Origin of the sequence: Rhodococcus sp. USK10, assembly GCF_019378875.1 — a bacterium.
GTDB classification, from domain to species: domain Bacteria; phylum Actinomycetota; class Actinomycetes; order Mycobacteriales; family Mycobacteriaceae; genus Rhodococcus_F; species Rhodococcus_F pseudokoreensis.
This window is the reverse complement of the sequence record NZ_CP076048.1, coordinates 6,493,275-6,517,072: the sequence shown is the minus strand read 5'-3', so window position 1 is coordinate 6,517,072 and position 23,798 is coordinate 6,493,275. Positions and strand designations below refer to the sequence as shown.

Genomic DNA, 23,798 nt, shown 5'->3' with positions numbered 1-23,798 from the left:
GCCGCGCTCCTTGCTTCGAGCCGGCAGACTTCGCCGCCGTCTTAGAGCGCGTCTGAAAACTCTGGTTCGTGTCACGCAGTGCGGGCGAGTCGGCGTGACATGGTCGCGATCATGGCGATGTAGACGACGGCTTCGTGGTGGTCGAGTCTGGTCTCGTAGTCGCGGACGCAGCGGCGATGTTTGCAGATCCAGGCGAAGGTCCGCTCGACCACCCACCGCCGGGGCAGAACCTTGAATCCTTTGACATCGTCGGTGCGTTTGACAACCTGAACCGTGAGGGACAGAACATGTTTCGCCCAATCGATTAGCCTGCCCGCATAGCCGCCGTCGGCCCAGACCAAAGAAATCGCCGAGCACTGGGCGCGCATCGCAGCCAGCAGCCGGACCGCGCCGTCCCGGTCCTGGATCCCGGCCATCGTCACCACGACCGCCAACAACAGCCCGCTCGAATCCACAGCGATGTGCCGTTTACGGCCGTTCGTCTTCTTCCCCGCATCGTATCCACGACTCGACCCGGGCACGGTGTCGGAACCCTGCACCGATTGGGAGTCGACGATCGCCGCGGACGGCAGCGGGTGGCGGCCGCCCTGGACCCGCACCCGATCGCGTAGCGCGTCGTGAATCCGCTGCCACACTCCTGCCCGGACCCAGCGGACGAAGATCGCGTACACCGTGGTCGCGGGCGGGAACTCCGTCGGCAACTGCCGCCAGGCGATCCCACCTCGAACGACATAGAAGATCGCATCAAGTACCAGACGGCGGCAGTGCTTTTCGGGACGACCACCACTGCCCGTGGTGTTGCCGGGTGGAGGCAGCAGTGGTTCAAGAATCGCCCATTGAGCGTCGGTCACCGAGGATGACGAGTAGACCGCGCACCGATGCCCGATCCCCGGATCCGGGGTAGGGCATGACGGACACAGTGCGATGAGCGATGATGGCAAGTGAACTCCTGGTCGGGTCGTGGCGTAAGCACCTACTGACCTACCAGGAGTTCACCCATTCCTCACCAGTCACACGCCGATCACCCCGAGTTTTCAGATGCGCTCTTACGCGGGCGGCCACGGCGAGCCGGCGGCTTGTCCTCACTCGCGGCCGCCGTCTTACGCGGGCGGCCACGGCGAGCCGGCGGCTTGTCCTCAGCCTCCTCCTCCGGCTCCTCGTCCTCGTCTGTTTCCTCCGGCTCCGCGGACTCGTCCTCGTCTGTTTCGGCCGAGTCGTCGGTCTCGTCCTCGTCGCCCTCGTCCAGCGGCGCTTCGTCCTGCTCGTCCTCGTCGGGCTGCGCTTCGTTCTCCTCCGGCTCGACCACCTTGCCGTCCCGGATCTCCCCGCGCCAGCCCTCGAGTTCGTCAGGATGGAGAATGGACTGCGTCATGACATGACGCCCAAAATGCTTCAACTCCAGCCGTGCTCGTCGTCCTTGCGCGCGCCACAGGTTTCCCGTCCTCTCGAACAAGCCCTTCGGGTGATACTCCAGTATCAGCAGGATGCGGGTGAGATCGGGAGTCACCTCGTGGAACGTCACCGCACCATCGATGAAACCCTTGGCCCCCTTCGACCGCCACACGATCCGCTCATCGGGAACCTGCTCGAGAATCGACGCTTCCCACGTTCGATGCGAGAGGAAAATCTGGGCCTTCCACTCGAGCTTCTCGTCCGATTCCTGTTCCACCCGCTCGACCTTCTTCATGAAGGAGGGAAAGTCGGCGAATTGAGTCCACTGGTTGTAGGCCACCTGCACCGGGACACCGACATCGATCGTTTCGACGATGTTGGTCAACTTGAGCTTCTTGCCCTTACCGCCACCGCCGCCAGTGACCGCGTCCTTCAGATTCGACGCGGTGTCCTTCACCTTGTCGGTCAGCCCGGAGAACAGTGACTTGCCGTCGCCCTTCCCGTCACCGTCGCCGTTGCCCTGGTGTTCTTTGCCGGTGACTGCGGACAGCAGGCTTCCGCCGCCGCCCTCGGCGTAGTCGGTGAGTCGGTCGGTGGCGCCCGCCACCTTGCCGGAGACGGCGGAAACCGCTTTGTCGGTCACGGTGCCGAGCAGGCCCTGTGCCGCCTTCTGCAGGGGTGAGACCGATGCGGCCTTGCCGGAGGCACCGGAGACGTTCTTACGCAGCTTCTTCGCCGCACTGTCGAGATTCGAGGTCATCGCTGATCACTTCCGGGCGCGTCGTATGGGGATAACATCGGTCGTCGCCTTGGCGCGCGCCTTCCGGGCGCCGGTGGCGGTTTCGTCCTCGTCGTCGGCGTTCTTCGTCGACGACCGGGACCGTGATCGGGGCCTGGAACTACCACTGCTCGAAGTGCGGCGGCGCGGGGCCGGACGCTTGCGGGCGCGGGGCGCCTCGTCTTCGGCTTCGTCGTCCTCGGCGGTCTTATCCTCCGCGTATTCGTCGTCGTAGTCGTCCTCGGGCTCCTCACGACGCCTGCGCTTGGACCCCTTCCCGGCCGAGGCCTCGTCACCGCCCGATTGCAACCGGGAGTTGAGCGAATCGATCCGGTGACTGGCTGCGGTCACTGCGGCCGTCTTCGCCGCGTTCATCAACTCCTTGCGGACCGCCGCTCCGAGCTTGGCGACCTCGGGTGAATCCGCGAGCAGCTTGCCGGCCTGACCGAGCACACCGAGCGATCCGGAGGGAAACCGGCTGGATGCTCCGGCGCCCGCGAGCATCAGCGCCAGCTTCATCTTGTGCGTGCGGCCCAGCATGTATCCCGCGCCCACGGCCAACGCCATCTGACCTTTGCCTGTCATCGCCCAACCCCTTTGTCGAGTAGATGTGGTGCACCTCGGCGCCGGCGTCGGCGAAAAGGGTGGGGGCCGTGGTCGGTGGGTGGTGCGTTCGTTCCCGCCGACTACCCACGGGCGGCGACGCTCAATCCGCCGCGGAACCTTCCCGGACCCGGACAGTCACCGACGAAGCGAGCCAGGACCGAAGCGGCTCGAGAGCCTGTTCCGGCTCCACCACCTGGCCGCGCGTATGCGCCTGCCGGTGAGAACCTGCCGATACCAACGCCATCCGGGCATCCCGGGTCTGATTTCTCGGGTTGGTCGCGGATCGACTCCAGTAGGCGCCGCTATACGGTCCGGACAGGAGGGCACCAACCGACCGCCAGGTCTGAGGTTTTCAGGGAAACCCGCGTAGCGCAGGTGCATGCGGGTACCCGCTGAGTACGCTGCCCCGCGCCGCAAATGCCGGACCGGGCGGCCAGCCCCGCTCCGGCCGCCGAACCCCTCGGCCCGTGGGGTGCCCCGGCCGCGCGCGGACCGAGATCGAGTGCTCGCCCACCCCGCCTCGGCCGCGCGCGCCACCACAATGCCAAAGAAGTGCGTACTCGCTGTTAGAACCAGGAAACCCTTTCCCACCGTCACCGATGCGACCACAATTTCTGCCATGGACGTCACCGAACGGCCGCACATCGACGTGGTGCGCGCACATCTGATTCAGCGATACCAAATTGACGCCATAACCTCCGACGCACCCTGTGAACGGCCACCGGGTCCTGGCTTCTGGGGATTCGGGCCCGCTTCCGCTCGCAGAGCTTCGCGAAGACCACATCGCCTCCCGGCGCGCGCACGTCGAGGACGTCGATGATCCCCTCGGAGTGCGCCCACGATCGGCAGCACGACGCGGTGGGGATCGGAGACCGACCTCATGGGCTAGGGCTAGGTGCAGCAGTTCGGGTCGAGCACCTGCCGCAGCGCATTGAGGGCATCGCCGCGGGCGCGGTAGTAGACGTTCATGCCGCGGCGGGTCGCCTCGACCATGCCCGCCTTCTTCAGCTGGCCGAGGTGGTGGCTGACGGTCGATTCGGACAGCCCGACACCGGTAGCGAGATCGCAGGTGCAGACCTCGCCGTCGTCGGCGGTGAACAGGATCGACATCAGCTTGATCCGCACCGGATCGGCCAGCGCCTTCAGCCGCAACGCGACCTGCAGGGCGGCCTCGTCGTCCATCGGTGCGGCCGACACCGGTGCGCAGCAGATCGGGGCACTGACATCGACCACGGGCAGTGTCTTCGGCATACGGAAAGTCTACCCAGCTTCTTGACTTATGTTGAAAAGGTGGGATTCTGAAGTTGCCCACTAATTCGACATAAGTCACACAGGTTGGAGAGTGTCATGTCCCGCACCCAGCTCGCCCTCAACGTCGACAACCTCGAGGAAGCGGTCACGTTCTACTCGAAGCTGTTCAATGCCCAACCGGCCAAGGTCAAGCCGGGCTACGCGAACTTCGCGATCGCCGAGCCCCCGCTGAAGTTGGTGTTGATCGAGAACCCCGGTTCCGGCGGCACCGTCAATCACCTCGGGGTGGAGGTGGAGTCCTCGGAGAAGGTGCACGCGGAGATCGCCCGCCTGAGCGGCGAGGGTCTGTTCACCGAGGAGGAGATCGGCACCACGTGTTGTTTCGCCACCCAGGACAAGGTGTGGGTGACCGGCCCGGCCGGGGAGAAATGGGAGGTCTACACCGTGCTGGCCGATTCCGAGAGCTTCGGCCGCAGCCCGCGACACGAGGACGGAAATTCGGAGAGCGGCATGTGCTGCGGCACCACCGCGGCCGCCGAGAGCGACGCATCGACCGAGAACGCGGGCACTGCGTCCTGCTGCTGAATGCCGGGCCTGACGAACATGGGACGGCGGGGACGGCCTTGCCGCGGACCCCATCGACCCATGCACGGGTGGTTCAGGTTCAGGAAGGCTCGACAGGCAGGAGTTCGGCGATCAGGTCCTCGACCCTGGTGCGGATCTGGTCGCGGATCGGCCGGACCGCGTCGACGCCTTTGCCGGCCGGGTCGTCGAGGACCCAGTCCCGGTAACTCTTTCCAGGGAACACCGGGCAGGTGTCTCCGCAGCCCATGGTGATCACCACGTCCGAGTCCTGCACCGCGTCCACGGTGAGGATCTTCGGGAACGCGGTGGAAATGTCGATACCCAGTTCGGCCATCGCCGCCTCGGCGGCCGGGTTCACCCGATCTGCCGGGGCGGACCCGGCGGAGCGGACCTCGATCCGATCACCGGCGAGGTGAGTGAGGAAGCCGGCGGCCATCTGGGAACGGCCGGCGTTGTGGATGCAGACGAACAACACACTGGGCTTGCCGATCACGGGGTAGGCACCTTTCCCGCGGTCGGGGCGAATCGGTTGCGCAGGGCGAGGGAAACGTAGACCAGCCCGACCAGGACCGGGACCTCGATCAGTGGTCCGACGACACCGGCCAGGGCTTGGCCGGAGGTGGCGCCGTAGGTGGCGATCGCGACCGCGATGGCGAGTTCGAAGTTGTTGCCCGCGGCGGTGAACGCCAGGGTGGTGGTGCGTTCGTAGCCGAAGCCCATGACGGCGCCGAGGAGGTAGCCGCCGCCCCACATGATCGCGAAGTACGCAAGCAACGGGATTGCGATGCGCACGACGTCGAGCGGTCGGGAGGTGATCTGGTCACCCTGCAGGGCGAAGAGGATCACGATGGTGAACAGCAGCCCGTACAGCGCCCACGGCCCGATCCGCGGGATCAGTTTGGTCTCGTACCAGGTGCGGCCCTTGGCATTTTCGCCGAAGCGGCGGGTGAGGTATCCGGCGAGCAGCGGGATGCCCAGGAAGATCAGCACCGATTTCGCGATCTGGGCCGGGGAGGTGTCGATGGTGGTCTGCTCGAGCCCGAGCCAGCCGGGCAGCACGTCGAGGTAGAACCAGCCCAGGACGGCGAACATCAGCACCTGGAAGATCGAGTTGATCGCGACCAGGACGGCGGCGGCCTCCCGGTCACCGCAGGCGAGGTCGTTCCAGATGATCACCATCGCGATGCAGCGGGCGAGACCGACGATGATCAGGCCGGTGCGGTACTCCGGCAGGTCCGGCAGCAACAGCCAGGCCAGGGCGAACATCAGCGCCGGGCCGAGAACCCAATTCAACACCAGGGAACCGATCAGCAAGCGGCGGTCGCCGGTGACGGTATCGAGGCGGTCGTAGCGGACCTTCGCGAGCACCGGGTACATCATGATCAGCAGGCCGAGTGCAATCGGCAGCGAGATGCCGTCGACCTCCACCGCGGACAGGGCACCGCCGAGGCCCGGAATCATCCGGCCCAGCAGCAACCCGGCGACCATCGCGACGCCGATCCACACCGGCAGGAACCGATCGAGGGTGGAGAGTTTTCCGACGACGGCAGGGTGATGCTCGGTGGTGGCCTCAGTCACGCCGGGACCTCCGTCGCGGTGCAGGCCTCGGACGGCACCGCGGGGGCACTCTCGGTCAGCAGCACCGCCGAAAGCTGTTGCAGCGCCGACGGGATCACCCAGTAATACACCCAGGTGCCCCGGCGCTCGCAGTCCAGCAGTCCGGCCGAGCGCAGCACCTTCAGGTGATGGGAGATCGTCGGCTGCGACAGATCGAACGTCTCGGAGATGTCGCAGACACACGCCTCGCCGCCCGCATGGGAGGCGACCAGGGACAGTAGCCGCAACCGGACCGGGTCCCCCAGCGCCTTGAACATCCGGGCCAGATCGCCGGCCCAGTCCTCGGTCAACGGTTCCCGGACCAGCGGGGAGCAGCACGGCTCGGCATCAGCCACCAACCTCTGTTTCGACATGTGTCAATATTGACAGATGTCGAATCCATTCGCGAATCCATGACGCCCGCGAAAGCCGCCTGCCGGCCACCGGACGGCTGCGAATCGGCGAGATGACTTGGGTTACTTCCCTGGATCACCCGTGTCACTCACGTCGGACACGTGAGCGCTGATGTGGTCGGCAAGCGTGGGTGGTTTTCCGAGAGATGCCCTTCGCGGCAACTCGAAATATCGTCGGTGCCCCGCCTCGTGTTCGGCCGCGACCTGCTCTTGCCAGTACATGCCCGATCGACTGTGCGGAAACCCCGGGATACTCATTGCGACTCGTGGTGCCTCTGCGGCGACGAGCCCTGACCTTCATTCCGTTCGAGCGGATCAGGCCACAGGTGTCACGGACCGACCAGTCCTTGTGAAACTGCGATCCAGCTGATGATCGAGAATCCCGGAACCTCCAGCGGTATCCCAAGCACTGACACCAATCAGACCTCCGATCGGCGAACACGAGCATGAAGGGTAGATAACCCATGGGCACCGGTGCGAGGCTCGCAGTTGGCGCCAGCACGTCCGGGCGTAGACCGGAACGGAAGACACCCGCGCCACACCTGCTCGACCAATAATCCGTCGGATCAACGAAAGACGTTGCACCCTTTGCTTATCGGGTTCGCGGTAGGTCGTCCGGTAGAGGGGCAGGCCCACAGGCTCCGTCAATTTCCGGCCGTGTGTTGGTGTCGACGACGTACGCACAGGTCGGAGCCGACGAATCCGGTGCCGTGCTGGGCGACGTGTTCTGTCGCCCGCCGCAAATTTTGTCCGCGGGTTCTTCGAGGTGTGGGACGTACCGACGTGCACTGTCGGTACGTCCCACACTGAAAACTCGATGTCAGTTGACCTGACGTCCGTGTCCGTCCCAGTACGGGCTACGTAGCTTGAACTTCTGCAGCTTCCCGGTCGCGGTGCGGGCCAACTCATCTCGGAACTCCACCGAGGTCGGTGCCTTGAACCCGGCCAGATGCTGCTTGCACCAGCCGATCAACTCCGCCTCCGTGCCGCTGTCGGACGGTGTGCCCGGGGTCAGGACCACCAGGGCCTTGATCGTCTCTCCCCACTTCTCGCTCGGCACCGCGATCACGGCCACCTCGGACACGGCCGGGTGGGAAAACAGGCAGTCCTCGACCTCGATCGAAGACACGTTCTCACCGCCGGTGATGATCACGTCCTTCTTCCGGTCGGCGATGGTCAGATACCCGTCCTCGCCAACGACGCCACCGTCACCGGTGTGGAACCAGCCACCGGCCAGCGCCTTCTCGGTCTCCTCCGGTTTGTTCCAGTAGCCCTCCATCACCACGTTGGAGCGGGCCAGCACCTCCCCCGCACCCTCCTCGCCCTCCTCGATCTGCAGCCGGACACCGAGCGCCGGGGCGCCGGCCCGGATCAGTTTCGCCGCCCGGGTCTCCGGGTCGAGGTCGTCCCATTCGGCGCGGGCGCGGTTGACGGTCAGCAGCGGGGAGGTCTCGGTGAGACCGTAGATCTGGATGAACTCCCAACCAAGTTCCTCCTCGACCCGCACGACGGTCGTCGTCGGCGGCGGCGCAGCGGCCATGATGATCCGCACCCGGTCCCGGCCGGGAATCTCGCCCTCCCAGGTCTGTGCGGCCTCGAGGACCGCGGACGCGACCGCCGGCGCCCCACAGAGCACCGTGACCCCGTGGTCGCGGACCCGCCTCAGGATCTCGGCGCCGTCGACCTTGCGCAGGACGATGTGCCGGCCGCCGACGCCGGTCAGCGCGAACGGTTGACCCCAGCCGTTGCAATGGAACATCGGCAGCGTGTGCAGGTACACGTCCCGGTCACCGATCCCGGCGTGCAGCCCGAACGTGACCGCGTTGACCCAGATGTTGCGGTGGGTGATCTGCACACCCTTCGGGCGGGCGGTGGTCCCGGAGGTGTAGTTGAGGGTGGCGACGGCCGACTCGTCCGGCTCCCACGGCTGCGACACCGCCCCGGGAGCGGCGTAGAGGTCGGTGTCCGAGCCCAGGACGAACTTGTGCTCGCAGTCGACCTCCTCGAGCGCCTCCTCGAGTTCGGGATCGACGTAGAGGACGCGGGCACCGGAGTCCTCGACGATGTAGCGGACCTCGTCGGGGCGCAGCCGGAAATTGACCGGCACCAGCACCCTCCCCGAACCGCTGACCCCGAAGAACGAGGTCATCAGCCGGCTCGAGTTGTGGCTGACGATCGCGACCCGCTCACCGGCGCCGATGCCGAGTTCGTCGAGCTTGGCGGCTTGGCGGCGGGCCAGGTCGGCGATCTCGGCGTAGCTCAGCGACCCCTGGGACGCGGCGGGTTGGTCAGGTTCGTCGACCACACCGATCCGATCCCCGTACACGGTCTCCGCGCGGTCGAGAAAATCGTTGACACTGAACGGGACAAACACAACTCCTCCTACGTCGACTCGGACTCGGTGAGGGCGCTGCCGCGGGAGTCGGGCACGCCGACCACGCCGCGGCCTTCACGTCTTCTACATGCGTCCTCCTCACATGAGGTCATTACATCTTGGCCTGTGCCGAGGTGTGCGTCGAGATGCGACTGTGTCCGCGGTCGGTTCCGTCGAACGGTGCTCGACGCGTGGAAATGGGCAAGCCTGGTCGTTGTCGTGAATTCGGACCTCTACACGTCTTCGAGAGCAATATGATGTGAATTTGAGGTGATTCCTACCTTGATTGAGGTGCGAGTCACAGCAAGACTAACTGCATGAGCACGAGCAGTCCCCCACCGAGGCGGCACGACCGACCCCGGCCCCCCGGGCCAGGCGATACGGGCCGCGCTTCCGCGCGATCAGTCGACCGCCCCGGCGATCGATAGTCCGACCACGCACGCCCTCCCCGCAGTTATCTCGTCCCGGACGGTCCCACCGTCCCGAGTGCGAGCCCCCTTTCCGATTCGACACAAAGCCGTCGCCGAACGCGACGCATGTATTCGATTCGACACCAAGGTTTTTCACCCGTTTGTTCTGTCGTGTCGTCTTGCCGCTGCGGCGGTGTGACGGCGAACGAGTCCCGATATGGAGTCCGACATGGATATGTTGCTTGCCGGTCAGTGGCGGGGCGCCGCTGACAACGTCACCGAGAACGTCCGGTCCCCGTTCGACGGTCACGCGGTCGATTCGGTACCGGTGGCCACCGTCGCCGACGCCGCCGTCGCCCTCGACCGGGCCGAGGTCGGTGCCCGAATCCAGCGCGCCACCCCGGCGCACGAGCGGGTGGCGATTCTGATGCGCGCCGCCGATCTGGCCGACGAACGCGCGGAAGACATCGCACAGACCATCAGCGCCGAGACCGGGAAGCCGATCAGCGAGGCGCGCGGCGAGGCAAGCCGGTCCGGCAGCATCATCCGGTTGGCAGCGTTCGAGGGCAGCCAGCTGTACGGCTCGACGCTGCCGCTGGACGCAAACCCCGGAACCGGGCTCGAGAAGGTCGGGTTCACGCTGCGCCAGCCGTGCGGGATCGTCGTGGCGATCACCCCGTTCAACTACCCGGCACTGTTGGTGTTGCACAAGATCGCGCCCGCGCTGGCGGCGGGTAATGCGGTGGTACTCAAGCCTGCCCGCGCCACCCCGCTGACCGCGCTGAAGCTGGCCGAGTGCTTCGTCGACGCCGGCCTTGCACCCGAGTCCCTGTCGGTGCTGACCGGACCGGGCTCCGTGCTGGGCGACGTCCTGGTCACCGACCCACGGGTGCGGAAGGTGTCGTTCACCGGCTCCACCCAGACCGGAACGCGGCTGGCGTCCATCGCCGGTATCAAGAAGCTGTCGCTGGAGTTGGGTGCCTCCTGCCCGGTCATCGTCCTCCCCGACGCCGACATCGAACTCGCCGCCTCCGCGGTCGCGGCCGGCGGCTACATCAACGCCGGTCAGGTCTGCATCAGCGTGCAGCGGGTCATCGTGGATCAGTCCGTCGAGGCCGATTTCCTCGACGCCCTGGTCCCGAAGGTCGAGAACATCGTCGTCGGCGACCCCTCCCACAAAGACACCAAGCTCGGCTCGTTGATCTCCGAAGCCGAAGCGAACCGGGTGCATTCGGCGATCGCCGAGGCCGCGCTGGCCGGTGCGAAGGTCCTCACCGGCGGTGACCGGGACGGCGCCGTCGTCACCCCGACCGTCGTCGCCGGCGTCGACCCGACCTCCCCGTTCAGCCGCGACGAACTGTTCGGCCCCGCGGTCGCCGTCTCATCGGCCGCCGACATCGAGTCGGCGATCGCCCTCGCCAACGACAACGACTACGGCCTCGGCGCAGGGCTGTTCACCTCCGACGTCAGCGCCACGACGCGGGCGATGCGGCAGATCGACGCCGGCAACATCCACATCAACTGGACCCCGCTCTGGCGCGCCGACCTCATGCCGTACGGCGGCCTCAAGGGCAGCGGCATCGGCAAGGAGGGCGTCCGGTCCGCGGTCGAGGAAATGACCGAGGAGAAGACCGTCATCCTGCACGGCCGACCCTGGTAACCGACTCCCCCTCAACCACTTTCGTGCCACTCACAGAAACGACGACATGACACCACTGAGCACCCACAAGACAATCCGGCTGACCACCGCCCAGGCGGTCGTGAAGTACCTCGCTGCGCAGTACTCCGTCGCCGACGGCGACCGGCGCCGCCTCATCCCGGCCGCACTGGGCATCTTCGGACACGGCAACGTCGCCGGCCTCGGACAGGCCCTCGACGAACTGTCCGACGACCTGCCGTTCATCCAGGGCCGGCACGAGCAGTACCTTGCGCACATCGCCACCGCGTACGCCAAGGCCAGCCGACGCCGCGCCACCCTCGCTGTGACCGCCTCCATCGGACCGGGCGCACTGAATCTGGTCACCGCCGCCGGGCTGGCGACGATCAACCGGCTCCCGTTGCTGCTGCTGCCCGGTGACACCTACGCCACCCGGCACCAGGGTCCGGTGCTCCAGCAACTCGAGCACGCCAGCGAAGCGGACGCCACGGTCAACGACACGTTCCGTCCGGTGGCGAAATTCTTCGACCGCATCACCCGCCCCGAGCAACTGCTGACCGCGCTCCCGCAGGCGATGCGGGTGCTGACCAGCCCCACCGACACCGGTGCCGTGGTGCTGTCGCTGCCGCAGGACATCCAGTCCCACGCCTTCGACTTCCCCGTCGAGTTCTTCGAACCCCGCGACTGGAAGATCCGCCGCCCGCTCCCCGACCCCACCGAGGTCGACGACGTCGCCACCCAGATCCGGGAGGCGGAGCGTCCGGTGATCATCGCCGGTGGCGGCGTGCACTATTCGGATGCCACCGCCGCCCTCGAGGAGCTCGCCGAGCAGGTCGGGATTCCGGTGGTCGAGTCGTTCGGCGGCAAGGGCGCGGTCGGCCGCGACGAGTGGTGGCAGGTCGGCGGCGTCGGCCTCGAGGGCAACTTCGCCTCGAACAAGCTGGTCAAGCAGGCCGACCTGGTGATCAGTGTCGGCACCCGGCTGACCGACTTCGTCACCGGTTCGCAGTCGATCTTCGAGAACGACACCGTCCGCTTCGCATCGCTGAACGTGGTCGACGCCGACACCCGCAAGCAGGGTGCCACCGGCATCCTCGCCGACGCCCGCCTCGGCCTCGCCGCACTGACCGCCGCGCTGGCCGGACACACCACCAGCACGGCGTGGCAGGAGACGGTGCGGACGGCGAAAGCGGGCTGGGCCCCGATCCGCGCCGCCGCCCTCGACCCCGACACCGCGTTCGACCCCGCCGAGCACCCGGACGCACCGGTCACCGGTGCGGTGCTCACCCAGCCGCAACTGATCGGGCTCCTGCAGGAGCACGCCCGCGGCGGCGACACCATCATCGCTGCGGCCGGCGGCGCGCCCGGCGACCTGCAGAAGGTGTGGGACGCCACCGGGAATCGGCACTGCCACCTCGAATTCGGGTTCTCCTGCATGGGTTACGAGATCCCGGCCGCGATGGGCGTGCGCCTGGCCGAGGGCAACCAGGGCCAGCGGATCGTCACCTTCATCGGCGACGGCACGTTCCTGATGGCCCCGACCGAACTGGTCACCGCCGCCCAGGAGGGCCTCGACGTCACCGTCGTCGTCTCCGAGAACCACGGCTACCAGGTCATCCACCGCCTGCAGATGAACCGCAACGGAAGGGAATTCGGCAACGAGTTCCGCTACCGCACCGACGGCGACATCATCGCCGACAGCGGGGACAAGGCGCGCCTCGAGGGCGACTACCTGAAGGTCGACCTGCGGAAGATCGCCGAAGGCCTCGGCGCCACCGCGATCCGCGCCACCACCACAGCCGAGGTCCGTACCGCACTGGAGCAGACCCGCGAGGAGTCCGGGCCGGTGGTCATCGTGGTTCCGACGGTGCCGCACGTGGATCTGCCCGGCGGCGACGTCTGGTGGGATGTGGCCCCCGCCGAAGTCTCGAACCAGGAATGGGTGCAGAGCCTGCGCGCCGATTACGAGAACGCCATGGGACGGCAGAGGTGGTTCGGATGAGCAACAACAGTCCTCTCGACGCGGGAACCCTGCGTCAGCGTCTGGCGCAGGGTGAGACGACCGTCGGCACGTTCGTCGGCATGGCCTCCTCGACCGCGGCCGAGGTGTGCGCGGCGGCGGGTGCCGACTGGATCCTGCTCGACCTCGAACACGGTGCCGGATCGGAAGACGCCCTGCGCGATTCGATCCTCGCCGCCGGCGCCTACGGGGTGCCGACGGTGGTGCGGGTCGAATCCGGGGAACGCATCCGAATCGGACGGGTCCTCGATCAGGGCGCCGCCGGGGTGATGGTGCCGCGCCTGGACAAGCCCGATCAGGTGGTCGACGCGATCACCCACCTCGCGTATCCGCCGCGCGGCGACCGCGGGGTCGCCACCTACAACCGCTCCTGCCGGTGGGGCATGGATCGCTCCGTGCTGCTCGCCGAAGAACAGGCCTCGCTCGGGGTCATCCAGATCGAAACCCTCGCCGCCCTCGACGCGGTCGACGAGATCGCCGCCCAGGACGGTGTCGACGTGCTGTTCGTCGGCCCGCTGGATCTGTCTTTCGCACTGGGGGTGCCGCTGCAGTTCGACAGCCCGGTGTTCACCACCGCCCTCGGGCGGGTGCTCGAAGCCGCCCACCAGCACGGCAAGACGGCGGGCATTCTCACCGCCAACGCCGCCCTGGCCGCCGGCTCCGTCGAACTCGGATTCCGATTCGTGGCCATCGGCTCCGACTCGACCCTGCTCGCCGCGGCCCTGACCGAGGCCTTCGCCACCGCCCGCCCCGAACAAGACCAGCAAAGGAAGTCATCGTGAACACAACCCGCACCGTCGGAGTCGGACTGATCAGCGTCGGCTGGATGGGCCAGCTTCATGCCCGCGCCTACCGCGACGTCCCGATCGTCTATCCCGAACTCGGGGTCACCCCGAAGCTGGTGATCGCCGCCGACACCGCCGACAGCCGCGTCGAGTTTGCCAAGAATGTCCTCGGTTTCGCCGAGGGGACCACCGACTACCGCGAGGTGCTCGCGCACCCGGACGTCGACGTCGTCTCCATCTGCGCACCCAACTTCCTGCACGCCGAAATCGGCATCGCCGCGGCGAAGGCGGGCAAGCACTTCTGGATCGAAAAGCCCGTCGGACGCAGCTACACCGAGACCGCCGCGATCGAGGCGGCAGCCACCGACGCCGGGGTGATCACCTCGATCGGCTACAACTACCGGCACGCCCCCGCCGTCGAGCACGCCCGGACGCTGATCGCCGAGGGCAGCCTCGGGCGGATCACCAACGTGCGGGCCTCGTTCTTCTCCGGATACGCCAACGAACCCAACGGCGCACTGTCCTGGCGGTTCGACCGCGAACTCGCCGGGTCCGGTGTGCTGGCAGACCTGTTCAGCCACGCCAGCGACCTGTGCCAGTACGTGGTCGGGCCGATCGCCGAGATCAACGCGCTCACCAGCACCGTCTACACCGAACGCCCGAAGCAGGCGATGGGTAGCGGAACCCACTTCGCTGTCATCGAGAACGGTGAGATGGGCCCGGTGGAGAACGAGGACTACGCCGCCGCGCTGGTGCGATTCGGCTCCGAGGGACCGGGATCGGGTGCGGTGGGCACCATCGAGGCCTCCCGGGTCATCGTCGGACCCGAGTGCGGCTACCAGATCGAGATCTACGGCACCGAGGGATCCCTGAAGTGGGACTTCGAGCGGATGAACGAGCTGAAGGTCTGCCTGGGACGCACCAACGCCGAACAGGGCTACCTCACCGTCAACGCCAGCCCGAAGCACGGCGACTACTCCCGCTTCCAGCCCGGCCCCGGCAACGCCCTCGGCTTCGACGACCTCAAGACGATCGAGGCGAAGAAGTTCCTGCTCGCCGTCACCGGTGGGCCGCAGGAGAACTCGAACGTGCACGACGCCGCGTCGGCGGCGGCGATCGTCACCGCCGCCGAGACCTCCGCCGCCACCGGGCAGTGGCAGAAACTCGACGTCGTCGCCGGCACCACCGCCTCCCGCACCGCCTGACGACCCCCGCGCCGTCCATCCCGCCCCGCACCATTTCGACATCTGCAAGGATTCCGATGACTACGACCACCTCGACACAGCTGTTCGTCGGCCTGGGCCCACTCGACCGGGAACTCGTCGACCCGTACCTGGCCTCCCATCACCAACTGGTCCTCGACCCCACCGAGGAACAGCTGGCGGTCGCCGAGGCGGCGATCGTGCGGGCGGCGTTCACCGTCGACGCCGCGATGCTCGACCGGATGCCTGCGCTGAAAGTCCTCGCCCGCACCGGTGTCGGCACCGACCTCGTCGACGTCGCCGAGGCGCGGCGGCGCGGGATCCCGGTGGTCATCACCCCGGGCACCAACACCGTCTCGGTCGCCGAAGGCGTGTACACGCACCTGCTCTCGTTGGTGAAGCAGCTGCCCACCCTGACCGGCCTGGTGCGGGGCGGCCGCTGGGCCGAACGCGGAAAGGTGACCGTCGGGGATCTCGAGGGGGCAACGTTGGGCATCGTCGGGTTCGGGCGGATCGGCCGCAAGGTCGCGCAGATCGCCGAGGCATTCGACCTGAACGTCCGCGCCTACGACCCGTTCGCGGAGATCCCGCAGGCGTACCGGTGCGCCGAGGTCGACGAGGTACTCGCCGCGAGTGACTTCGTCACCCTGCACACGCCGCTGACCGCGGAGAACCACCACCTGATCAACGAAACCCGGCTGGCTGCAATGCGACCGGGAGCGATCCTGGTCAACTGCAGCCGGGGCGCGTTGATCGACCTCGACGCCGCGCACGCGGCGCTGGCATCCGGACAGCTGGCCGGCCTCGGCCTCGACGTCTTCGAGCCCGAACCACCCGCCTACCACCCGGTGTTCGACCACGCCAACACAACGCTCAGCCCGCACCTGATGGGGTTCACGGACCGGGCGACGGCCCTGACGATCCGCGCCGCGGTCGAGGGCGCCGTCGCGGTTCTCGACGGCCGCGAACCGGCCGCGGTGGCGTCATGACCGTCCGGGTGGGTGTGATCGGCGTCGGGGTGATGGGCGCCGATCACGTCCGGACACTGCACGCGGTGGTCTCCGGGGCAACGGTCACCGTGATCACCGACTTCGACGCCTCCCGCGCCGCCACGATCGCAGAAGAGGTCGGCGCCCGCACCGTCGCAACCGCGGCAGAGTTGATCGCCGCCCCCGACGTCGATGCGGTGATCATCGCGTCCCACGACTCCGCCCACGCCGAGCAGGTGAGTCTGTGCCTCGATCACCTCAAGCCGGTGCTGTGCGAGAAGCCCCTGGCCCCGACTGTCGACGAATGCCGAGACCTGGTCGCGAAGGAAGATGCGCTCGCTCTCGCGAAACCACTCGTCTCGGTGGGATTCATGCGCAGATTCCACCACCCCTACGTGGCCCTGGCCGACGAGGTACGATCCGGGTCCATCGGCATCCCATTGCTGGTGCGCAGCTCGCACCGCAATGTCTCCGCGTATCCGGGCGGAGACTCGGCAAGCACGATCACAAACTCCGCCATCCACGAAATCGATATCACCAGTTGGCTTCTGGGATCGCCGATCGTCGAGGTCAGCTGGTATGCACCGCGCTCAACTTCCTATGACACCTCGCGGCAGGACCCGCAGGTTCTGCTACTGAGGACCTCTGACGGCGCATTGACCACCGTCGACGTGTTCGTCAACGCACGGTACGGCTACGACGTGCGCTGCGAGGTGGTCGGCGAAACCGGTGCGGTCAGCCTGGCGCCGAGTCACGTCCTGACGGTCGACTCGTCGCTGCGTTCGGCGGCCACGTACCCGGAGGACTGGCGGCCGCTGTTCGCCGACGCCTACCGACGCCAGTTGCAGGCCTGGGTCGAATCGCTCGCCGCAGACACACCCACCCCCTCGGCGACCGCCCGCGACGGATTGCGGGCCACCGAAGTCGCCGCCGCCTTGATCGACTCGATGAACAACGCGGGCGCCGTCACCCCGGTGAGGAATTCATGACCGTCGCTCTACGACTTACTCGCCATCCGCGTTCTACGATCGAGACGACCACCGAAGGGTACGGGGCATGACCAACTCACCACGTCCGGAGCTATTAGCCGCCTGTTGGACCTCCGCCGGAAATGTGATGCCGGCGCGCGGCTCGGATCTGAGTCCGATCCCGATCCGCGAGCGCATCGAGGCCGTCGCCCGAACCGGCTACACCGGGTTCGGATTGACCCGCCCCGATCTGGTCGCCGCCCGGGAAACGGTAGGGCTCGGTGAGGTCGCGAAGATGCTGGCAGACAACGGCATCACCCATGTGCAGCTCGAATGGATCACCAACTGGTGGACCACCGGCGACGCCCGCGCGGCCTCCGACGAGGTTCGCCGGGACCTGTTCGAGGCGGCCCCCGTCCTCGGTGTCGACAACATAAAGGTCGGCGCGGACGACGACGGTGTCCCGGTCTCCCGCGACCTGCTCTGTGAGCAGTTCGACGCCCTGGCGACCGACGGTGCGGCTGCGGGCGTCAAGATCGCGTTCGAGAACACCCCGTTCTCCCACCACGTCAAGACCACCGAGCAGGCGGCGCAGTTCGTCCAGGACGTCGACAACCCCAACGGCGGACTCATCCTCGACATCTGGCACGCCTTCCGCGGCGGCACCGACTACGACACTCTGCCGCGGCTCGTTCCATCGCGGTTCGTGTTCGGGGTCGAACTCGACGACGGCTGGTCCACTGTCCGGGGAACCGACCTCGAGGACACCTTCGACAACCGAGTTCCCTGCGGTGAGGGCGAATTCGACGTCCCGAAATTCATCCACGCGGTCCGCCGGATCGGCTTCGGCGGACCGTGGGGAGTCGAGCACATGTCGCAGGAGTTCCGGCAGCTGCCCGTCGTCGACGCGCTCACCCGGGCACGCGACGGCGCCCTGCAGTGCTTCGCGCGCGCCGACGGGGTGGCCGCGCATCGGGACAACACCTGATCTCATCGGATCTCCCGTCGCCACCCGCCCGCGACGATGAGGCGAAAATGATGGAAATGCCGTCTTGATTGAGGCCTACGTCACAACAAGACTGACAAGGGCACACAGACAGCAACCGCCGACGCTGTCGATACGCGGACCGGACGTGTGCATGACCGACCCACCGGCACTGATGTCGGTAGGGACAGATCGAAAGGAATCCAGTGGCCACCCTGTTGGACGGGAAAGTAGTTCTGATCAGCGGAGGGACGCAAGGTGTCGGCGCAGGCGTCGTACGAGCCGCGGCCCGCGAAGGCGCGAAGGTCGTGTTCACCGGCCGCCGGGCCGAGGCCGGTAAGACCCTGGCCGCCGAACTCGAATCCGAGGGCGCGCAGGTCCGGTTCGTGCAAGCCGACCTCGCCGACCCGGCCGAGGCCAAAAACTCGGTGACGCGGACCATCGAGGAGTTCGGCCGCATCGACGCACTCTGCAACGCGGCCGGCCTGACCACCCGCGGCACCCTCCTCGACACCACGCCGGAGTTGTTCGACCAGCACATGGCCGTCAACCTGCGGGCCCCGTTCTTCACCATGCAGGCCGCCGTCACGGACATGGTGGCACGGAAGGCGCCGGGAACGATCGTCAACATCATCTCCATCGCGCAGCACGGCGGGCAGTCCTACCTGGCCCCGTACGTGTCGGCGAAGGCCGGGCTGGCGGGGTTGACCCGCAACGCCGCCTACGCGCACCGCTTCGACCGGATCCGGATCAACGGCCTCAACATCGGCTGGACCGAGACCGAGGGCGAGACCGCGATCCAGCAGCGCTTCCACGGCGCCGACGACAACTGGGCCGCCGAGGCCGCGGCGAAGGTGCCGATGGGCAAGCTCGGGCAGGTCGACGAGATCGCCGACATGGTGGTGTTCCTGCTCTCGGATCGCAGCGGCGTCGTCACCGGCTCGGTCATCGACTGGGACCAGACCATTATCGGAGGGCAGGACTGATGGGATCGACACTCGGCGTGATCGGCCTCGGCCGGATCGGCGCATTCCACACCGACACCCTGGCTCAGTTGCCGGGGGTGGACGGCCTCGTCGTCACCGACGAGCGTCCGGACGTCACCGCGGCCGTGGCCGCGAAGTTCGGGGCGCGCGCAGTCGAGGACGCCGCTGCGGTCTTCGCCTCGGGCGTGGACGGGGTCGTGATCGCGGCCGCCACCCCGGCGCATGCGCCGCTGATCCTGGCCGCCGTCGATGCCGGGATTCCGGTGTTCTGCGAGAAGCCGGTCGCGTTCACCGCCGACGAGAGCTACCAGGTCGTCGAGCGACTGAAGTCCTCGGCGGTGCCGGTGCAGATCGGGTACAACCGCCGGTTCGATCCCGCGTTCGTCGCGGCCCGCAACGCCGTCGTCGGCGGGGAACTCGGCTGGTTGCACACGGTGCGCTCGACCACCCTCGACCCGGCGCCGCCGCCGGCGGAGTACGTGGCCGCATCCGGCGGGATCTTCCGCGACTGCAGCGTCCACGACTTCGACATCGTCCGCTGGGTCGTCGGACACGAGGTGACCGAGGTCTATGCCGCCGGCACCAACCAGGGCGACTCGATCTTCGCCGACCACGGCGACGTCGACACCGCCACCACCACCCTGACCTTCGAGAACGGCACCCTCGGGGTCGTCTCCAACACCCGCTACAACGCCCGCGGCTACGACTGCCGCCTCGAGATCCACGGCTCCGAGGACAGCGTCGTCGCCGGCTGGGACGCGAACGCCCCGGTGCGCAACCTCGAACCCGGCATCGCCTTCCCCGACGGCCCGCCGCACCAGTTCTTCATGGACCGCTTCACCTCCGCCTACCGCGCCGAACTCGGCGCGTTCCTCGAGGTGATCGCCGGCACCGCACCCTCGCCGTGCACCGCCGCCGACGCCCTCGAGGTGGCGTGGATCGCCGAGGCGGCCACGCTGTCCCTCTCCCACCACCGACCCGTCCAGATGAGTGAGGTTCGACGATGATTCGTATTGCAGGAGCACCTATTTCGTGGGGTGTCTGTGAAGTTCCCGGCTGGGGGCACCAGCTCGGCCCCGAACGGGTGCTCTCGGAGATGCGCGACGCCGGCCTCGAAGCCGCCGAGATCGGCCCCGACGGATTCCTGCCCGCCGACCCGCAGGAACTGGCCGCCACCCTCGCCTCCTACGACCTGAAGGCGGTCGGCGGTTTCACCCCGGTCCTGCTGCACGACGCCGGCCACGACCCGGTCCCCGACATCACCGGCACCCTGGCCGCGTTCACCGCCGCCGGCGCCGAGGTGCTGGTGCTGGCCGCGATCACCGGCACCGACGGCTACGATTCGCGGCCCGATCTCGACGACGCCGGCTGGAAGACCTTGCTGTCGAACCTGGACCGGCTGCACGACGTCGCCGCCGAGCAGGGCATCCGCGCGGTCCTGCACCCGCACGTGGGCACCATGATCGAGCAGAACATCGAGGTCCAGCGGGTCCTCGACGGCTCCTCGATTCCGCTGTGCCTGGACACCGGGCACCTGCTGATCGGCGGCACCGACCCGCTCGAGCTGGCCCGGGCCGCCGCCGACCGGATCACCCACACGCACCTCAAGGACGTCGACGCCGAGTTCGCCGCCCGCGTGCAGGCCGGTGAGCTGAGCTACACCGAGGCCGTCGCCCAGGGGATGTACACCCCGCTCGGCACCGGTGACGTCGATATCGAAGGCGTGGTCCGGCACCTCGTCGACTCCGGCTTCGACGGCTGGTTCACCCTCGAGCAGGACACCATCCTCGCCGGCGAACCCGAGGGTGAGGGACCGGTCGCGGACGTCAAGACCAGCGCCGCATTCCTGCGGAGCCTGCAGCTGTGACCGAGCTGCGGATCGGCGTCCTCGGCGCCTCCCGGATCGCGGAGCAGGCGATCGTGAAGCCGGCCCAGATTCTGGGTCACCGGCTGGTCGCGGTCGCCGCCCGCGACCGTGGCCGCGCCGAGACGTTCGCGAAGACGCACGGCGTCGAGCGGGTCGTCGACTCGTACGCCGAGCTGATCGCCGACCCCGAAGTCGACGTGATCTACAACCCCCTCGCCAACGCCTTCCACGCCGAATGGAATCTGAAGGCGATCGAGGCCGGCAAGGCGGTGCTGACCGAGAAACCGTTCGCCCGCAACGCCACCGAAGCCGATCAGGTCCGCCGCGCCGCCCGCGAGCGGGGTGTGCCGATCATGGAAGGGTTCCACTACTTCTTCCACTAGCCGCCGACGCCATCTGCGCAACACCCGGACTCGACGAAATCCTGATCGGCGGCGCAGACTCACGCTTTCCATGGCCGGACTGGGTCGTCGCGCCTTCCCTCGGGGTGCACTCCCCGCGACTTGCCGCCGGTGGGGGGCTCATCGGTCACGCCTCACGCGAACTCCGATTCGACTGTGAGGCAGCAAAATTGATACCATTCGCTCGACGTACGGTGTATCATCCATCGTCATGGGAGTCGCAGGCGCAGCACGAGCGATCGGCCGCCTCCACTATCGACTCACGTGTGCACCCTTTCACCTATTCGACGACGTAGTGATGCCGGCGCTCTTCGACGACGGCGCCCCCGCCCGACTGGCATACGAGTGGGTGCTGATCGAGTGCGACACGGCCGCAGCGATTCTGTTCAACGATGACGTGGCGGCCGCACACGCACAGAAGTTGCGACAGCGAAGTGCCGCCCTGCGATACGCCATCGCCCGCGGGCAACGGCAGATCCTTTGCGATACCGAGGCCGTCGCCCTCGAGCGGCACCGCGCTCGTTTCCGCGAGCGGCACCGCCGGCACGCCGGAAACACCGATTAGCCTCTGCGCGCAGCCTATTGCCGCAGGATCCGACGACCAGGAGCGCGCTGGCCGGATCGCGCGCGGACAACTGAGGGTCAGCTGGCTTTGGTGGTGAGGATCTGCACGATGTCGTCGAGGGCGATGAGAGCGGCATCGCTGTCCCGGTCGACGAGCCAGCGCAGCACCACCCCGTTCATGCACGTCAGCGCGAATCGAGCAACCTGATCGACCGGAGTGGTCCAGTTGACGTTCGCTCGCCTCGCGCACAGGGTCAGGAACGCGACGGCCTGGGCGTCCATGGTGCGGTACTGCCGTTCGGCGATCGCCCCGGCCGACACGTTGCCGGCGCTGCGTTGGCGGAGCGCGTGGGCGGTGATCTCATAGGTCAGCAGTTGATGGTTGGGGGTGGATTCGATGATCGGCCACAGTCCCCGCATTCCGGCGCGCAGCAGGTCCTCGAGGGCCGGGGTCCCGGTCAGCCCGGCGGAGTCGGTGTAATGCCCGAATGCCAGCTGCATCGCTTCGTTGACCTGCAGAATTTGGGTCTCGGCAAGCTGAGTGAGGAGTGTGTCCTTGTCGTGGAAGTGATAATGCACAATCCCGAGGGAAGTCCCCGCTGCTGCGGCGAGTGGACGCATGGTCAGCGCGTCGACGCCCTGCTCGGCCGCGATTGCCAGCGCCGCCTCGAGAAGTTGGGCGCGACGCTCATCGGCGGGGAGCTTCTTCGCCATGTGCCGAGCGTAAATGCTCGGACGCTCGGGCCGGGGGCTTATCCCACAATGATCAGCGGCGACCACGACTGACGAGGCGATGCACAGATCGCCGGCGCCCGTATCGCAACCCGGCGCCAACCCGATCGCGACCACCGTATCGCCGAGAGGGCTCACTCTGTTGCGCCAGTCGATCTACGAAATCTTTCAATTCTGATCAGTCGTCCAATTTTTATTTTGATCACACGTCCAACAATAAATGGGCTTGCGTTCAATTGGAGAGAAAAATTGTTCGGCATTCCATGAAACGCTTGGGGCGCCCACGGCCGATATAGGAGTAAGCGGGTTCGGTGCCCGTCGATAACAAAAAGCAAGAGGAGTGAAGGGTTCATGGGTTCTGCAGGTGTTGACATCGCCGTCGCCTTCGGGGCGTTCCTGAAGTGGTTGAGTATCACGTTCGGAGGCGGTATCGGAATTGGCTGACCAGCGATACGGCCTGGACGGCGGTGGCTCGACTCGCCAGGTGGGAGCCGAGCCACTCCGCCTCGGCAGCGAGCGACTCGTTCGTCCCACTCACCGGATCCGACTGCACCAGCGCGGCTTTCGAGGGTTCGAAACTGGCCACGCGGGAAACGAATTCGACGATACGTAACAGGGTCGATCAGCCCACCGGAAGGCAAATCGAGCCCAGATTGAGTCCCGTCGCGACGGTGACGGTCGTGCTGCCCGCCGAGCCTGTGAAGTCTCCCGTCCCCTTGAACTTTGCGTCGATGACGTGCACGCCTGTCGCGTTGAAGGTGTGGTTGGCTGTCGCGGTGCCGTTCGTGACGACAACTGCGGCAGCGATCACGGTACTGCCTTCCTTGAAATCAACTGTGCCAGTGGCATTTACAGGCGTGATCTTCGCGGTCAGCGCGACCGGACAGGTGGTCGCGACGGTACCCTGCACGGACACCGTTGTCGTGGTACCGACCTCAACCGCTGCTGCGGGTGTGGCCATCAGGACCATCGCACTGGCCGCGGCGCCGAGTGCGAACATTGGACTCCTGAGCCGTCGCATCTGCCGACGCCGAACAAGCATGCCCTGGCCTACCGATCCCGAACCGGTAGTTGGACTTGCGAAGGTGATCATGACCGCACTCCTTTGATTCGCGCCTGAGATGAAACGCGAAGCGGACGACCACACGCATCCGATAGTCCCGACGGCCGCCCGGCCGCTGATTATTACGCTACTCGTGGCAGGCATTCGTCATCAATACCCCAACACAGACCGTTC

The 23,798-nt window shown here is 67.0% G+C and carries 22 protein-coding genes and 1 pseudogene; 13 read left to right on the top strand and 10 right to left on the bottom strand.

Going from position 1 to position 23,798, the window contains the following annotated elements:
* Nucleotides 1-71: 71 nt before the first annotated feature.
* From I1A62_RS36940 to I1A62_RS36925, 4 genes are all read right to left on the bottom strand, one after another.
* Nucleotides 72-887 (bottom strand): IS5 family transposase, encoded by an 816-nt coding sequence (locus tag I1A62_RS36940; protein WP_219461289.1) that lies wholly within the window; start codon nt 885-887, stop codon nt 72-74.
* 134 nt (nt 888-1,021) lie between these two features.
* Entirely contained in the window at nt 1,022-2,152 is a 1,131-nt protein-coding gene (locus I1A62_RS36935) for an SRPBCC family protein (RefSeq protein ID WP_219457192.1), read from the bottom strand.
* Nucleotides 2,153-2,158: 6 nt separating this feature from the next.
* Nucleotides 2,159-2,755, bottom strand: a complete 597-nt coding sequence (locus I1A62_RS36930; protein ID WP_219457190.1) for a hypothetical protein — start codon at nt 2,753-2,755, stop codon at nt 2,159-2,161.
* Between the two features lie 912 nt (nt 2,756-3,667).
* Nucleotides 3,668-4,027, bottom strand: a complete 360-nt coding sequence (locus I1A62_RS36925) for an Rv2640c family ArsR-like transcriptional regulator (protein WP_219457189.1) — start codon at nt 4,025-4,027, stop codon at nt 3,668-3,670.
* Between the two features lie 96 nt (nt 4,028-4,123).
* Between I1A62_RS36925 and I1A62_RS36920 the strand changes: the two genes are divergently transcribed.
* Nucleotides 4,124-4,612 carry an ArsI/CadI family heavy metal resistance metalloenzyme gene (locus tag I1A62_RS36920; RefSeq protein ID WP_219457187.1) on the top strand — a complete coding sequence of 163 codons (489 nt, stop codon included), beginning with the start codon at nt 4,124-4,126 and terminating at the stop codon, nt 4,610-4,612.
* A 79-nt stretch (nt 4,613-4,691) separates the two neighbouring features.
* Here the strand turns inward: I1A62_RS36920 and I1A62_RS36915 are convergent, their stop codons facing one another.
* From I1A62_RS36915 to I1A62_RS36900, 4 genes are all read right to left on the bottom strand, one after another.
* Nucleotides 4,692-5,105, bottom strand: a complete 414-nt coding sequence (locus tag I1A62_RS36915) for an arsenate reductase ArsC (protein ID WP_219457185.1) — start codon at nt 5,103-5,105, stop codon at nt 4,692-4,694.
* Nucleotides 5,102-6,190 (bottom strand): ACR3 family arsenite efflux transporter, encoded by a 1,089-nt coding sequence (gene arsB, locus I1A62_RS36910; protein WP_219457184.1) that lies wholly within the window; start codon nt 6,188-6,190, stop codon nt 5,102-5,104. The genes I1A62_RS36915 and arsB overlap by 4 nt, the downstream gene beginning before the upstream one ends.
* Nucleotides 6,187-6,582 (bottom strand): helix-turn-helix transcriptional regulator, encoded by a 396-nt coding sequence (locus I1A62_RS36905; RefSeq protein WP_219457182.1) that lies wholly within the window; start codon nt 6,580-6,582, stop codon nt 6,187-6,189. Before I1A62_RS36905 ends, arsB begins: the two co-directional genes overlap by 4 nt.
* An 859-nt stretch (nt 6,583-7,441) precedes the next feature.
* On the bottom strand, nt 7,442-8,995 hold the full coding sequence (locus tag I1A62_RS36900; protein WP_219457180.1) for an AMP-binding protein: 1,554 nt from the start codon (nt 8,993-8,995) through the stop codon (nt 7,442-7,444).
* Nucleotides 8,996-9,634: 639 nt separating this feature from the next.
* On the opposite strand from I1A62_RS36900, the gene I1A62_RS36895 reads away from it, so the two are divergent.
* From I1A62_RS36895 to I1A62_RS36840, 12 genes and pseudogenes are all read left to right on the top strand, one after another.
* Nucleotides 9,635-11,065, top strand: a complete 1,431-nt coding sequence (locus I1A62_RS36895; RefSeq protein ID WP_219457178.1) for an aldehyde dehydrogenase family protein — start codon at nt 9,635-9,637, stop codon at nt 11,063-11,065.
* Between the two features lie 46 nt (nt 11,066-11,111).
* A complete protein-coding gene (iolD, locus tag I1A62_RS36890; RefSeq protein WP_219457176.1) occupies nt 11,112-13,064 on the top strand; it encodes a 3D-(3,5/4)-trihydroxycyclohexane-1,2-dione acylhydrolase (decyclizing) in 1,953 nt (650 codons plus the stop codon).
* Nucleotides 13,061-13,864: an HpcH/HpaI aldolase/citrate lyase family protein gene (locus I1A62_RS36885; protein ID WP_219457174.1), complete on the top strand. Its 804-nt coding sequence runs from the start codon at nt 13,061-13,063 to the stop codon at nt 13,862-13,864. Before iolD ends, I1A62_RS36885 begins: the two co-directional genes overlap by 4 nt.
* On the top strand, nt 13,861-15,072 hold the full coding sequence (locus I1A62_RS36880; protein ID WP_219457173.1) for a Gfo/Idh/MocA family protein: 1,212 nt from the start codon (nt 13,861-13,863) through the stop codon (nt 15,070-15,072). The genes I1A62_RS36885 and I1A62_RS36880 overlap by 4 nt, the downstream gene beginning before the upstream one ends.
* 56 nt (nt 15,073-15,128) lie before the next feature.
* Nucleotides 15,129-16,058 carry an NAD(P)-dependent oxidoreductase gene (locus tag I1A62_RS36875; protein WP_219457171.1) on the top strand — a complete coding sequence of 310 codons (930 nt, stop codon included), beginning with the start codon at nt 15,129-15,131 and terminating at the stop codon, nt 16,056-16,058.
* Nucleotides 16,055-17,047, top strand: coding sequence for a Gfo/Idh/MocA family protein (locus tag I1A62_RS36870; RefSeq protein ID WP_219457169.1), 993 nt, complete (start codon nt 16,055-16,057; stop codon nt 17,045-17,047). Before I1A62_RS36875 ends, I1A62_RS36870 begins: the two co-directional genes overlap by 4 nt.
* A 127-nt stretch (nt 17,048-17,174) precedes the next feature.
* Nucleotides 17,175-18,014 (top strand): sugar phosphate isomerase/epimerase, encoded by an 840-nt coding sequence (locus tag I1A62_RS36865; protein WP_225858126.1) that lies wholly within the window; start codon nt 17,175-17,177, stop codon nt 18,012-18,014.
* Nucleotides 18,015-18,217: 203 nt separating this feature from the next.
* Entirely contained in the window at nt 18,218-18,997 is a 780-nt protein-coding gene (locus I1A62_RS36860) for an SDR family oxidoreductase (RefSeq protein ID WP_219457167.1), read from the top strand.
* Nucleotides 18,997-20,004: a Gfo/Idh/MocA family oxidoreductase gene (locus I1A62_RS36855; RefSeq protein WP_219457165.1), complete on the top strand. Its 1,008-nt coding sequence runs from the start codon at nt 18,997-18,999 to the stop codon at nt 20,002-20,004. Before I1A62_RS36860 ends, I1A62_RS36855 begins: the two co-directional genes overlap by 1 nt.
* Entirely contained in the window at nt 20,001-20,864 is an 864-nt protein-coding gene (locus I1A62_RS36850) for a sugar phosphate isomerase/epimerase (protein ID WP_124392439.1), read from the top strand. The genes I1A62_RS36855 and I1A62_RS36850 overlap by 4 nt, the downstream gene beginning before the upstream one ends.
* Nucleotides 20,861-21,244: pseudogene (locus I1A62_RS36845) on the top strand (Gfo/Idh/MocA family protein); the annotation flags it as partial. The gene I1A62_RS36850 and the pseudogene I1A62_RS36845, both read left to right, overlap by 4 nt.
* Nucleotides 21,245-21,476: 232 nt before the next feature.
* Nucleotides 21,477-21,830 (top strand): hypothetical protein, encoded by a 354-nt coding sequence (locus I1A62_RS36840; RefSeq protein ID WP_124392440.1) that lies wholly within the window; start codon nt 21,477-21,479, stop codon nt 21,828-21,830.
* Nucleotides 21,831-21,907: 77 nt separating this feature from the next.
* Here the strand turns inward: I1A62_RS36840 and I1A62_RS36835 are convergent, their stop codons facing one another.
* A complete protein-coding gene (locus I1A62_RS36835) occupies nt 21,908-22,543 on the bottom strand; it encodes a TetR/AcrR family transcriptional regulator (RefSeq protein WP_124392441.1) in 636 nt (211 codons plus the stop codon).
* Nucleotides 22,544-23,183: 640 nt separating this feature from the next.
* Nucleotides 23,184-23,561, bottom strand: a complete 378-nt coding sequence (locus I1A62_RS36830) for an Ig-like domain-containing protein (protein ID WP_225858127.1) — start codon at nt 23,559-23,561, stop codon at nt 23,184-23,186.
* Between the last annotated feature and the right edge of the window lie 237 nt (nt 23,562-23,798).